Genomic DNA, 13,696 nt, shown 5'->3' on the forward strand with positions numbered 1-13,696 from the left:
ATTCAGTGTTTATGATGTGAAGCTAACTTCGGAAAAGCGTTTCATTTTTCCTATTATTTTGCCCTGATTGCAGTTACCGGGTCCATTCGTGCTGCGAGCATTGCAGGAATAATTCCTGACAAAACGCCGATCACGCTGGATACCGCCAGTCCAAGCAGGATATTTCCCGGGGTCAGCAATATTTCAAGCGTTCCCATGGGCATAAATGACAAAAGGTATACCAGGAATATCCCGACCACGCCGCCTACGAGACTCAGCATGACTGCTTCAAACAGGAATTGGAACAGAATTGAATAGTTTTTCGCGCCCAGCGACTTCTGAATGCCGATCAGGTTGGTTCTTTCTTTTACCGAAACAAACATAATATTAGCGATCCCGAAGCCCCCGACCAGAATTGAGAAACTGCCAATTACCCAACCTGCGACGGTCAGTACGGCAAATAATCCCGCGATTGCCTGAGCGGCAGCTTCCGGGCGATTTAGTGAAAAATTATTTCCATCCCGTGGCTTGATACCTCGTTTCGTTCTCATTAAACCTGTTATCTCCGCCTCCACTTCCTGCATTCCCTCGTCTTCGGGAAATCCTTTCACCACAATGTCCGCGCTTCTTCTCCCGGATTGAAACAGTTTCGAAAATGAAGCAAACGGGATAATGCAGTTTTTATCGGGACTTCCGCCAAAATCGACCAGACTCTCGCCTTTTCTGACCTGCACACCCACAATTGTAAACTTATTGCCCGCCAGCTTAAATGGTTTCCCCACAGGGTCCTGCCCGGGATACAGCGCCGAAGCAATATCCGCACCCACTACCGCCACATTCCGCGCATTGCTGGTTTCGAGTGGAATGAAGTAGCGACCGGTTTCGATCGGAATGTCAGAAATCTGATTGTATTCGTATGAAACGCCCTGAATTTGTGCAGTAATGCTGTTTGAGCCGTTTTTTAAAGTTGTGTTTCCTCTAAAATCCATCACGGCCACTGCGCTGGCACTTTCCATGTTTTCGTACAGGTATTTATATTCCGCGAAAGTCGGCTCAGGCCATTGAAAATATTTCCACCACTGATATTCTCCCCCAAATCCCCACGGCCATTTCTGCACATAGATCACTTTGTCGCCTATGAAACTCAAACTCTCCTTGATGTTTCTTTCCAGAGAATCTACAATCGTAAAAACGGCCACGATCGCGAATATCCCGACCGTTACGCCAAGCAGCGACAAGATCGTTCTCGTAATATTTGATTTTAATGCCTGCCAGGCAAATCTGAAACTCTCTAATACTTGTCGTAAAAATTTCATAATCACGGTGGGGACAAATTCAGATCAAAAGTTAGCTTTTAAGTGGCTGGTCGTGAAATAAATTGGTACAAAAGGTAATAAAAACGCCTCGATTTAATAAATTACAAACTAACCTTACCACTCCTATATGCATTTACGCTACCTGCTTTCCTTTTGTTACATCCTGATTTCGGGCCTTGCTTCGGCTCAGAAACCTGTTCAGGAATCGACGGGATTTTACCAGTTTTTATCTGACGATCCGAACCAGAAAGCATTTTTTAGCGACCGGAAAGGTGTGGTCGCTAAAAACGGAATCGTAGCCTCCGCACATCCCGAAGCTTCGAAAGTGGGTATTGACATATTAAAGGCTGGTGGAAATGCAGTGGATGCGGCGGTAGCGGTTCAGTTTGCATTGGCGGTGGTCCATCCCTCGGCGGGTAACCTGGGCGGCGGCGGGTTTTTGCTATTGCGGGATAAAAGCGGCAAGAGTTTTAGTATTGATTTCCGCGAAAAAGCGCCTGCCAAAGGCCACGCGGATATGTATCTTGACAAAGACAAAAACATCATCCCGAATGCGAGTACGCTGGGCCGGCTGGCTTCGGGCGTACCGGGCTCGGTGGCCGGAATGGCGGAGGCGCACGCGAAGTATGGAAAACTTCCGTGGAAGCAATTGTTGCAGCCTGCGATCGATCTGGCGATGAATGGTGTGGTTCAAACGCAGCGGGAAGCGAGAGGATTGAATGCTGTGAAAAAAGATGTGATGAGATTGAATCCGGGCACGAAATACTTTCTGAACCCGACCGGGAAAGACTGGGCGGAAGGTGATTTGCTGATCCAAAAGGATTTAGGTAAGGTTTTGAAAAGAATACAAAAGAAGGGACGTGACGGATTTTATAAGGGAAAAATCGCCCGGCGCATTGTAAAGGATATGAATGCAAACGGAGAAGGTATTATCAGTAAAAAAGACCTCGCCGGTTACAACGCGCAGTGGCGCGAAACGATTTCGGAAAGCTATAAAGATTACAAAATCATCACGATGGCACCGCCTTCCAGCGGTGGAATTGCATTGGTACAGCTAATGCGGCTGACAGAACCTTACCCGCTTCGCAAATGGGGCTGGCACAGCGACTCAACGGTCCAGGTGATGATCGAGGCAGAACGGAGAGTGTACGCCGATCGCGCGAAATTTCTCGGGGATCCGGATTTTGTAAAAGTGCCGCAGGAAACGCTCATGAATAAGGATTATCTGGCAAAACGCTGGAAAGATTTTGATTGGAACAAGGCGAGCGACAGCAAGAATATCAGCGGAGGAGCAGTCCCGGGATATGAAAGTCTGGAAACAACACACTTTTCGGTGGTGGACAAAGAAGGCAATGCGGTTTCGCTGACTACTACTTTAAATGGTGGCTACGGTAGTCGGGTGGTGATCAAAGGCGGCGGCTTTTTTATGAATAATGAAATGGACGATTTCAGTATCAAAGCCGGCGCGCCGAATATGTATGGTTTGATCGGCAATAAAGCGAATGCAATCGCGCCGGGCAAAAGAATGCTTTCATCCATGACACCGACGATTATTGAAAAAGACGGAAAACTATTGATGGTAGTGGGCACGCCCGGAGGCTCGACGATTATTACGGCAGTTTACCAGACCATACTGAACGTACTGGAACACGGGATGAGCATGCAGCAGTCTGTGAATGCATTGAAATTCCACCATCAGTGGCTGCCCGATGTGACCACATTTGAGGCAAATGCGTTTTCGGCGGGTACGATCAAAAAGTTGCAGGATAAAGGCTACAAACTGGAACAGCAGCGCAACACGATCGGCAGGATGGATTGCATTCTGGTACTGCCCGACGGTACACTGGAAGGCGGCTCAGATCCGCGCGGCGATGATACCAGTATTGGATACTGACACCTGCTATTGCTTCGTTAAGATTTTATCTACAATTACTTGTATTTTGTTTGTAATAAGAATTAAATTCGAGTTATAAGTAACCTTTTGTGAAATTAAACCTGCCATGAAAAAATCTTTTTATATTCTCTTACTTCTCGTTACATTTTTAGCGGCCTGCAAAAAAGACCGTGATAAAAACGAAGTTAATCCTGAGCCGGGATCTACCGGCGAGGCCAAAGCTTCCGAATTTTTGAAATCGCTGCGTGTCACAGGTGTAGAGGAAGTGAGTTTCGATTCTGTCAGTAACAGCTTTTATGTAAACCTGCCCGATACTTACAATGCGGAGCAAGCAGAAGTGATATTGTCAATGCAGCCCGATGTTGTTTTGACAGACAGCCTCGAAAAGCCGATCAGCGGAAGCGTAATTTCGTATCCATATAAGGGTACTCCGCCTTTACGCTTTCAATTGCGGGATAAAAGCGACAAGAAATGGTTATTCCACGTGTACTTCAATTTTTCAGGCACTCCGCAAATAGAGCTCTTGCAAAAGGAAATCCCGATAAATGCGTCGGGGGTTAATCTGCCCCTTCGTTTTACTGCGAAGGTGGGTAGTATTCCTTCGTCCGTTGAGCAGCTGGGACCAATTGTGAAGATCTCGAACAAGAAGACGGGCTTCTTCATGGAAAGCAGTTACTATTCTTTGACAACGCCGCTTTATCTGGGTGCAGCAGAAGAATTGATCACAAACGATCCGCTGACCATGGAGTTTAAGTTCTTTAACCAGACCCCGGTTGTATTTGAAGGGATTAAGTTTGTCAGAGGCTTGCCCGATTTGTACGCAACGCCTATGTATAAGTTTCAATATACTTATAAAGACACGCTCAAAGCTGCTGGCGGATACTTCCTTTCCAAGGAAAAATATACTGTCAAAATTTCGAGCGATTTCCTGGCAACACCTGTTGTCTCAGCGGTTCAGGTTAAAGACGCGCAACTATTGACCCTGGACAAAATCCCGGCGAGCTTGCCGGAAGGCTCCTATCTGGTATCGTTTTATGAAAAAGAAACATTGCTGGGCAAAACCAGTGTTCATCTGTCGAATTTTGCGTCTAACTGCCTGGAAACGATCTGGAAAGGCGACGTGAATGGTGCATTGGATCGCAATGTGGAACCTTTGGCTTTCAGTAAGGGAGATGTTTTTTACACAAAATCATTACCCCTCGATTTCGGATCTTCCAATACGAATTTTGATGTGAACAGACTACCTCGCCTGAGACTGAAATCAGCCGGGAAAACGGTGGACCTAACGCCGAAACTGGTGGTATACAACTGGGCAGTAGCCGGAACAAGTTATCCCCTGGGCCAATATACCATTCCAACCGACCTACCGGCTGGGGATTATGCGGTCAGTGGAATTTACACCAACCGATATGAAACGCAGCCTTACTGGTCGAAGCTGAAAGTGAAATAGTCAATATCAATCTATTCTTGTCAATTCCCCGATCAGCTCGCTGAATTCGGGGAATTCTGCTTTTAATACCTCCCTGTCTGCCATTTCAAAATCCTGAAAATCGAAGCCCGGAGCCACGGTACAGCCTACCAATGCATAAGTGCTTCCTTTTGCAGGCCGAGAGCCAAACCAGTTACCTGCCGGAACTACCGCCTGAAATGTTTCTCCATTCTCAGGATTATTCCCCAGCTTAATAATTTCAAGCTGCCTGGTTTTTGAGTTGATCATAAATACTTCCAGGGCGTCTCCGGCATAAAAATGCCACATTTCATCAGCCTGTATCCGATGGAATGCGGAGAAATTGTGACTTTCAAGCAAAAAATAAATCCCTGTCGAAAATGATCTGTCTCCGCTGAAACGAGCTGGCAGAGCCTGGTGCTCAATCATTTCCACCGAACGGTAGGTTTCCGCATAATAGCCTCCTTCCGGGTGTGGCAGCAGATTGTATTTCTCGATCCAATAGGTTGCTGGTATCATATTATTTAAAGTAGGGCCCAATATAATACAGGGGGCCGGTTAATAATTAAATATTCAATGTCCGGCGCGCGCGTGTTTGAATATTTAACAACACACACTACATTTGATCAAAAATAATCTTAATTAATCAATAATGATCATTATGAACACTCGGATAAGAAATGTCGAAGAAGAGGTACTATCAGCTAACTGGTATACTTTGAGGAAATACAATTTCGAATACCAGCGACCTGACGGAAAATGGGAACGCCAGAGCCGCGAAGCTTACGACCGGGGAAACGGCGCAACTATTTTACTTTATAATACTGAAAAAGAAACGGTTATCCTCACGCGTCAATTCAGACTGCCTACTTATACGAACGGAAATCAGAGCGGAATGCTGATTGAAGCTTGCGCGGGCCTGCTTGATAAAGATAATCCGGAAGATTGTATTAAACGGGAAACAGAGGAGGAAACGGGTTACAAGCTCAATGCGGTCAGGAAGATTTTTGAGGCTTATATGTCGCCGGGTTCAGTTACAGAGATCCTATATTTTTTCGTAGGTGAATATTCGGATGCTATGAAAGTGAGCAGCGGTGGCGGTGCTGAAAATGAGCAGGAAAATATTGAAGTGCTAGAAATACCATTTTCAGATGCAATGAATATGATCGTGACCGGCGAGATCCGGGATGCAAAAACGATAATGCTCCTGCAATATGCGCAGTTGAATGGCTTGGTAAAAACAAAACAGGATACAGGTCAATAACCGACCTGCATCCTGTTGTTATCTTTCTAATCCGGAACCTACGAGATCGGATCCGGGATCGGCGTTGTTTCGGTGGTAGTAGAAGAACCGGTACTTTTGTTTCCTACAAACTTCTCGTAAAGGTCTTTAAGAAAAGTCTCCACATCGGGAAAATTGCCTTTCAGCGTTTCGGAGCCTTTGGTTTTGAGCTCTTCGAAATACTCAGGAGCTTTATCAAATGCGCCTTCGGCCTCGGCTTTCAGACTATTTGCTTTGGTCTTCAAATCTTCCAAAAGTTTCTCTCCTTCTTCTGTTTGAAGATACTTGTGAGCAGCGACTCCCGCCGCGGCGCCAAGAATGAACGTGGCCAGATGTTTTGAATTGATGCCCATGATTTCCAGTTACTTAGTTTAGCTTGAAGTTAAATAACCATTCCTTTAATCCCAAGAGGCTTTCTCTTTTGATGCGACTGGTTCCAAAAAATTATGCCCGCAACAAGGCGGGCATTCGTATTTATTTAATTTCAAAAGCCGCCTGCATGCGGTAACTGATCTTGATCTTCTGGTATTGCACATCACTGTCGGTCACGGCATCGGCTGATTCCGCTGAAAGCGAGCGCATATTAGCTTTGGCAAACATCGGTTGCGGGAACACCAGATTTTCGTCCAGTTCCTTAATTGACAGCACTTTACCAAGTTTTTGATCCAATGAAGCTACCAAATATTCAGCTTTCACTTTGGCCGCTTTCAAGGCGTCGATCTTGACCTGTTTTTTAAACTCTTCTCTTTTAGAATGGTCTACGCGGGCCACATTCGCATATTGAATACCGCGGCTTTCCACTTTCGCCATAATCCCATCCAATTTTTCGGCACTGCTGACTTTTAACTCATATTGTTTGTTTTCGAGAAATGTCGCAGGCTTTTTCTTTTTATCAACATAATTCTGGTATCCGCCTACGCCGCTGATTGACAAGCTTTCTTTCGGCAAACCAGCGTCGGCCACTGCTTTGATCAACTGCTTTTCAAGCGTGCTGATATTGACCTTATCCTTCTGATTTTTTTCATCTGTAAAATATTCCCGGAGCGACACACTGAAATAAATCTCGTCAGGAACGACTTCCATTTCGGCGAAGCCGGCAACGTCGATATTCGGAACCTGGATAAGTTGTTCGGATTGGACTTGTGAAAATGCCGGAACCAATGCTGCTGCGGCGAAAAGGATACTTGCAAAAAATGCTTTTTTCATGGCTTTTGTAAAGAAAAACGATTTGATAAAACTGCGTTGAGCTATTCAACGTGACGAAACGTATAAACGTTTCAATGCAGGTTAGATGCAAAAGGACGGGAGAAGGTTTAAGCCCGTTTGCAATTCTTAACAATAAAAAATGGAAGACCATCTGCATCGACAGTCTTCCATTTTACTATATAGCTGGCAAGATTCAGGTAAAATTCTGGTAAATAGAATCCATAATCCTTACAAAATGCTGATAGTCAGAATCGTTAAGACTGCCCCAGCCTTTGCGCCGGATATCAGCAACAATAGGGAATGCTTTCTTATAGAGAGATTCGCCTGTTTTGGTTAGGGATAAATTAAACTTCCTTCGATCGCCTGCGGCTGGTCCGCGTTCCACAAGACCCTTTTTTTCGAGCAGATCGATAATCCGGGTCACAGTTGGCGGATCTTTAAACGTCATTTCAGCCAGCTCGTTCTGACTGATTCCTTGTTTACGAAATATATGATCAATAAGAACCCACTGGTCTACGGTCAAATCAAAACCTGCTTCTGTCAATTGTTTTTGCAGGGCGTTACGAATTTTTTTGATAGTCGTATCTATTTTAAAAAAATAGGCACGATGATCGGAATGATGTGTCATGTGGAGAAAGTTGAAGTTTAGTCATTGAGTATATTGAAGATATAAGTCCAGCCAACTATTCGTCTACTAATTATTGCAGCAAAAAATCAATCATATCCTCCGTTCATCCTGAACTTCCTGCCTTCTAATAATTACACACCTGCTGCCTCAGCGAAGTACTTTGTTATTCCTGGAAATAATAGAACATTTCAATCAAAATTGTTCTATTATTTCCTTCTTACATCTTCTACTTATGCAGACAAGCTTTACGATTTTTGCAAGAAACTTCCTGGCAACGTGGCTGCTTTTGTCTCTGACAACAACGCTAACCTTCTCACAGCAAAGCAATTTTATCGAGCCTGTTGCTGGACCCGACGTACCTGATTCCCGCGAAATGGATGCTTTCAAAGCCCGGCTCAGGAAAAACCCTAACATTTCTGCATTTCAGTTTGTAAAGCTGAATGCATTAGCAACTTCGCAGCAAGATGGAATCCTCAAACTACGTATCCCCAACACCAGCCCGATCACGGCCGAAGCAACCCACGTGGAATACCACGATGAGCACAACTACGAATGGATTGGAAAGACTGACGATGGATTGGGGACAGTGATTGTATTGTCAAAAGAAGGCCGGATATGCGCCCACATCTCCACGCCGCAGGGAGTCTACGAGATCTTTCCGGCTCCGGGTAATTTATATTCTTTGCAAGAAATCGACCCCATAAAAGCCGGCGACGTAGGTTGCGCGACGACAAGTGAGAACCGAACGGGAGGTCGCGAAAATGCAGAATATATCCCAGCGACACCGGAGCCTGTCAACTCAAATCCAAGCTCTGATGCGAATGCAAAATTATACCCTTGTCAGCCGCTTGTGAACCCCCGGGTGCTGGTGCTTTACACAGCAAAAGCATTGCAGATAGCTGGGGATGTAGCCACTATTACCGACCAAGCTAATATATCAGTCGCCCAATTCAACAGTACTATCTACAACAGTGGAATAACAAGTAACGCGGTACTAACACTGGCGGGGGTAGCACCGTTAAATTTCCCGGAAACTAATAACAATATGACGCTGGACATAACAAATCTGCCTGGAAATGCAGCCGCTCAAAGCCTGAGAACTCAATTTCAGGCAGATTTGGTTGTGCTTTTTACAAATGGTAACTACGGGGCACGAGGCGCGACAGCAATACCTTTCCTTAATAATGCTTCCGCCTATTCCATAGTCCAGATCTTGAACGCTGTGACTAATAAAACCTTCGCCCATGAGGTAGGACATATATATGGCTGCCGACATGACGGCGAATCAGGTGATCCACAATACGCACAGGGGCATAATATGAAAAATGGTTTAGGAATTGTTACCGATCGAACGATGATGAGCACTAATACAAATGACGGAAGCAACAGGCTACTCAACTTCTCAAACCCAAACGTAATCGTGGGAGGGAAATCAACCGGAACCCTTGCCAACAATAACAATGCCAAGAGGATTACAGAAACGCATTTAATTGTAGGAGGTTTCAAGCCAAATCCTGTACCTCCATTAGTTGCCTATCTTGACGGTCCTACTTTTGTCACTACTCAGGGCGGGAAGAACTATGAATTGAATTACAGTTGTGGATCTGCACCATATTCCTTCACTTGGCAGTATAGTTACGATGGCGTCAATTACATCGCATCAAATATCACCACCGAAGTTTTTACATGGTATTTCTATCAAAATCAAAAAATATATCTCAAAGGAACTGTCAGCGCGAATGGAAAATCGACTACCGCATTCATTGCTGTAACTGCCCAAATGCCAAGTCCTTTCAAGACTGGCAATACGGAAGCTGATAGTTTAATCAATGAAAATCAAGAACTTTCGGTCATTCCAAATCCCGTTGCTGATGAAATGCGCATTGGATACTATCTCGAAACAGAAGCTGCCGTAGAACTTGAAATACTAGATTTGTCCGGAAATTTCGTGGAGTCAATTTTACCAAAAAAATCATTGCAGAGTCGCGGATTGCATTCGCTTTCATGGAGCAATGATGGATTAGAAAACGGTAGCTACCTCCTAAGATTAATTGTTAATGAAAAGACTGAGGTGAAACGCATAATTATTCAGCGATGATCCGATTGATTGGTTTTTTACTCATATTCATCATTGCCGGCTGCTATAAGACTAGCCCCCTGCCCGAACGACATTCTATCGGCTATTTTGAAGCTATTCTTAACGGAAAGGTTTGGAGCAGAACTTACTTGAATGCCTACCAAACCGTCGAGTCTGCGCTTGTTCCATTCTCTGCATCCTTGCCATGCACAGACGATCATCTGGAAATATTTTCTGAACTATATTCCCCTGAGGGCTATTTACGGCAAAAATTTCATTTGATGAAAATCCCTCAAAAAGCGGGTAAATATGACATTATTCCGTCCACGCCCTACCATTGCGATGAACAAGATCCTGTCTATGCGGAACTATACACAATTACACAAGATGGAGATGTAGTTGGGGATGTTTACACAACATTGAAAGGTTCGGACAGCTATTTGGAAATAGAAAAATATAACCAAGTGACAGGTGAAACAAAAGGCACCTTCAAACTGACAATGGTTGTAGAAAAACGAGGTGGTGAACCTGCTCTTCCGGACACCTTATACTTTACGGACGGTAAGTTCCACACTAAATTTTCGACCCCATGAAACTTCTTGTAGCACTTGCTGTTTGCGGCGCTTTTCTTGCCTTATTCGCCGGATGCGAGAAGGAGAGATTAATGCCAAGGCAATCATGGGGGCACTTCCGGGCAAAAGTAAATGGAAGAAACTGGGAGCACACTTACAGAAATGCATTTCAGGCGGTTCGGGCGAAGGAGGAATATGTTGACTCTACTTGCAAACGAATGGTTATTTACTCGCTGCTTTTCGACTCGGGCGGTGACCTCGAGGAGGAACTGTATTTCACAAATATTCCTACGAAAACAGGACGTTACAAGATCATGCCTAACCGGCACTACTCCTGCGAAGATTCAACATTCATATTTTCTCAACTGGTCGCTTTTACCAATTTCGATATGTTCAGAGATCCATACGAAGTTGTGGAGTCGGAAGACAATTATCTTCAAATAGACCAATTTCAGGAAAACGGAAATAGAGAAATAAAAGGACGGTTTAACGTGACTTACGTTTTACGGTCGCCAAGATCCGCCAATTCTCACGAGGACACTTTAAGATTTACAAACGGAACATTTCATACAAAAATCTTAACTCCTGGAAAGGGTGGATTACTCTAAAAAACCAAAACGCTCCTGAACAGTAAGATCAGGAGCGTTTTGGTTCATATAAGCTACCTACTACGCCGAATTCCGCGCAGCATTAATAATACCAAACATCGCCCGCATAATCAGCTGATTATACGTTTCCACATCAACCGGCAGATCTTTTGGATCGCTAGAGAGCATTTGAAGTGCATATTGCTGAATTGTGATCAGCGGCAATACGATTCTTTCGCGCGTTTTGATAGATACTTTCGTGACGTTATTGCTGTCCAGCAACTCTTTTTGACCTGAAACATCCAGCAGCAAATCGCGGGTCAGGATAAATTCGTCGTACATTTTATCCCAAAACTCCCGATACTCTTCTTCATCACGGAGGTATTTGGTGGCAGGGAAAAACGCTTTTGAAAGCGACTGCATTGAATTTTCAATGAGCGTCCGGAAAAACAGTGATTTTTTATATAGCTGCTTGATATCCTCAACCTTGTTTTCACCTTCCATTTGCCGGATTGCAGATCCAAAACCATAAAAACCAGGTACATTCTGCTTCATCTGCGCCCAAGAACCGACGAACGGAATAGCCCGTAAATCTTCAAATTTAAGTCCCTCGTCGTCATTTCCGCGCTTGGTAGGGCGGCTTCCAATATTCGTTTGTCCGTAAAAACGCAGCGGCGTTTTCTTGTCCAGGTACTTAACAAACATCGGGTGGTTTTTCAGGTCGAGGTACGATTCGTACGCAGCGGCTGCCATTTCCTCAATCAGTATTTTGTCCTCAGCGCTCAATTCATCCTCAGCCCGGTTTCCGCGGAACAAATGATTTTCCAGACCTGCTGTAAACAACCTTTCCAGATTGTACATAGCAGTGGTAACTGTTCCATAATTAGAGCTAATAGTCTGGCCCTGAACAGTTAACTGAATTTCCTTATCTTCAATTTCAGATCCGAGAGATGAATAGAAGTTGTGGTTGTTTCCGCCGCCACGTGCAGGAGGTCCACCCCTTCCGTCGAAAAACGTGACTTTGATCCCAAACTCCCGCGATACTCTTGTCAACTCTTCTTTTGCACGATATATCGACCAGTTGGCGCGAAGATATCCACCGTCTTTCGTTCCGTCAGAAAAACCTACCATGATCGTCTGGTGGTTTTCACGATTTTGAAGGTGATTGCGATAAAACTCGTTTTGATAAAGTCTTGTCATAATCTCCGGCGCATTCGCAAGATCGTCCACCGTTTCAAACAGCGGCACTACGTCCAGCGCAAGTTTACCGTCTTCGTCTGCAATCAGGTTTTTTGCGAGTGCAACCACCTGCATTACATTCAGAGCGGAGGTATTATTACTGATCACATATCGGTGAGCGCCTTTTTCACCATTCTTTTGCTGGATCGTTTTGATCGCCCGGATAGATCCCAGAATGTCTTTCGTTAATTCGTCTTCGTAATCTTCATCGCGCAACGGGATATTGAGCGACAGCAGCATTTCAATTTTCTTTCCCTCGTCCCAGCCCTCGAAATCACTGTATTTCAAAAGCGGGATTTTCTTTTCCAGTCTTTTAAGAATATCCTCCCATGCCTTTGCATGCTTCCTGCTGTCCTGACGAACGTCGAGACTGGCGAAGAAGAATCCGAACAGATTCAGTTTAAGGATAAAATTATCAAGCAGCTCCACAAAAAGGCCCTGATGCTTAGTCACCAGCACTTCGCGCGCCATTAACAGCTCGTCGATCAGTTCCTGAGCATTTGCATATCCCTGGTCAAACGGCCCGAATATGGTGCTATTCATTTTTCTCTCCGCAAGTGACACAGCTTCGTCGACCCCTTTGAAAGTAAGTCTTCGTTTTAATGTCCGCAAATCGCGGTAGTAGCTGCGCAAAAGCGTTTCGCGTAGTCTGTCGGCAACTTGCAAAGTGGTTTCCGGATTGACGAAAGGATTTCCGTCGCGGTCGCCGCCTGGCCAGAAGCCAAGCCGGAAAACGTTGGGATAAGGCCAGTCATGAACGCTCATTCCCAGTCCGTTGATTAACTTTTCTAGAATGGACGGAATAGCGTCGTAATATACATTTTCGAGGAACCAGCACAGACTGACCGCCTCGTCAAATGGGGTAGGTTTCTCGTGATTGATAAAAGCGGTTTTCCCAAGTTGCAGAAGCAGCTGGTTTACCTCTGTAAAGTCATTTTCCTTGATCGCGTCTTCCAGATCATTGATAATGCCGAGCACTTTTCCGGAATAAAACTGGGTAGGGTGGGCAGTTAACACGATCCTTACACTGAAATCTTCCAGTTTAGCGAGCAGTTTCTTTTTCAGCTCATCATTGTCGAGCCGCTCGGTGAGATAGGTAACTGACCCTTTTCCCGTGAGATCGTGCGTCTGATCGAAAGCGGCATCTTCAACAGAATCAAATAATACTACCTGTCTTTCAATGTATTGGATAAACAAAAAGAGCAGATCGGTCCTTTCCTTAGGCGTCGCAGTTTCCAGTAACTCTGAAAAAAAATGCTCAATAATTTCTTTGGGCGATTTCCCCTCCTGAAATCCTGTTTCACTTTGCTGAGTCAGTATGGGAAGTAAAGAGCCTGTCTGAAATATGCCCCTATAAGGCAAACTCAGGAAAAGGCTGTTGAAAATATTATACTTCGTTACAACTGCGTCCTGAAAACTGTTATTCATAATGTTGTGACCAAATTATATTCTGAGACCGTCAATAGAGG

12 protein-coding genes are annotated in these 13,696 nt (G+C 44.7%); 6 read left to right on the top strand and 6 right to left on the bottom strand.

Annotated features, from left to right (window positions below):
- Nucleotides 1–53: 53 nt before the first annotated feature.
- On the bottom strand, nt 54–1,295 hold the full coding sequence (locus LZG94_RS21255) for an ABC transporter permease (RefSeq protein WP_215235087.1): 1,242 nt from the start codon (nt 1,293–1,295) through the stop codon (nt 54–56).
- A gap of 127 nt (nt 1,296–1,422) precedes the next feature.
- Between LZG94_RS21255 and ggt the strand changes: the two genes are divergently transcribed.
- Together ggt and LZG94_RS21265 are read left to right on the top strand one after the other, a co-directional pair.
- A complete protein-coding gene (gene ggt / locus LZG94_RS21260) occupies nt 1,423–3,189 on the top strand; it encodes a gamma-glutamyltransferase (protein ID WP_233793766.1) in 1,767 nt (588 codons plus the stop codon).
- 106 nt (nt 3,190–3,295) lie between these two features.
- The gene (locus LZG94_RS21265; protein ID WP_233793767.1) at nt 3,296–4,639 is read left to right on the top strand and encodes a hypothetical protein; all 1,344 of its coding nucleotides are present in this window, start codon (nt 3,296–3,298) and stop codon (nt 4,637–4,639) included.
- A gap of 6 nt (nt 4,640–4,645) precedes the next feature.
- Here the strand turns inward: LZG94_RS21265 and LZG94_RS21270 are convergent, their stop codons facing one another.
- Nucleotides 4,646–5,155, bottom strand: a complete 510-nt coding sequence (locus tag LZG94_RS21270; protein ID WP_233793768.1) for a cupin domain-containing protein — start codon at nt 5,153–5,155, stop codon at nt 4,646–4,648.
- Between the two features lie 142 nt (nt 5,156–5,297).
- On the opposite strand from LZG94_RS21270, the gene nudK reads away from it, so the two are divergent.
- The gene (gene nudK / locus LZG94_RS21275) at nt 5,298–5,900 is read left to right on the top strand and encodes a GDP-mannose pyrophosphatase NudK (protein ID WP_233793769.1); all 603 of its coding nucleotides are present in this window, start codon (nt 5,298–5,300) and stop codon (nt 5,898–5,900) included.
- Nucleotides 5,901–5,938: 38 nt separating this feature from the next.
- On the opposite strand, the gene LZG94_RS21280 is transcribed toward nudK, so the two are convergent.
- The 3 genes from LZG94_RS21280 to LZG94_RS21290 all read right to left on the bottom strand — a co-directional run bounded on the left by LZG94_RS21280 (nt 5,939) and on the right by LZG94_RS21290 (nt 7,752).
- Complete coding sequence (locus LZG94_RS21280) at nt 5,939–6,271, bottom strand: YtxH domain-containing protein (RefSeq protein WP_233793770.1); 333 nt, start codon at nt 6,269–6,271, stop codon at nt 5,939–5,941.
- A gap of 121 nt (nt 6,272–6,392) precedes the next feature.
- Entirely contained in the window at nt 6,393–7,124 is a 732-nt protein-coding gene (locus tag LZG94_RS21285) for an SIMPL domain-containing protein (protein ID WP_215235093.1), read from the bottom strand.
- 193 nt (nt 7,125–7,317) lie between these two features.
- Complete coding sequence (locus tag LZG94_RS21290) at nt 7,318–7,752, bottom strand: MarR family winged helix-turn-helix transcriptional regulator (protein WP_233793771.1); 435 nt, start codon at nt 7,750–7,752, stop codon at nt 7,318–7,320.
- A gap of 232 nt (nt 7,753–7,984) precedes the next feature.
- On the opposite strand from LZG94_RS21290, the gene LZG94_RS21295 reads away from it, so the two are divergent.
- The 3 genes from LZG94_RS21295 to LZG94_RS21305 are packed head-to-tail and all read left to right on the top strand — an operon-like array spanning nt 7,985 to nt 11,009.
- Nucleotides 7,985–9,850, top strand: coding sequence for a zinc-dependent metalloprotease (locus LZG94_RS21295; protein ID WP_233793772.1), 1,866 nt, complete (start codon nt 7,985–7,987; stop codon nt 9,848–9,850).
- A complete protein-coding gene (locus LZG94_RS21300) occupies nt 9,847–10,422 on the top strand; it encodes a hypothetical protein (protein ID WP_233793773.1) in 576 nt (191 codons plus the stop codon). The genes LZG94_RS21295 and LZG94_RS21300 overlap by 4 nt, the downstream gene beginning before the upstream one ends.
- Nucleotides 10,419–11,009: a hypothetical protein gene (locus LZG94_RS21305; RefSeq protein ID WP_233793774.1), complete on the top strand. Its 591-nt coding sequence runs from the start codon at nt 10,419–10,421 to the stop codon at nt 11,007–11,009. Before LZG94_RS21300 ends, LZG94_RS21305 begins: the two co-directional genes overlap by 4 nt.
- Before the next feature lie 60 nt (nt 11,010–11,069).
- Here the strand turns inward: LZG94_RS21305 and LZG94_RS21310 are convergent, their stop codons facing one another.
- Complete coding sequence (locus LZG94_RS21310) at nt 11,070–13,655, bottom strand: phosphoenolpyruvate carboxylase (RefSeq protein WP_233793775.1); 2,586 nt, start codon at nt 13,653–13,655, stop codon at nt 11,070–11,072.
- Between the last annotated feature and the right edge of the window lie 41 nt (nt 13,656–13,696).

Source organism: Dyadobacter sp. CY343, assembly GCF_021390335.1.
Taxonomy (GTDB): Bacteria; Bacteroidota; Bacteroidia; order Cytophagales; family Spirosomataceae; genus Dyadobacter.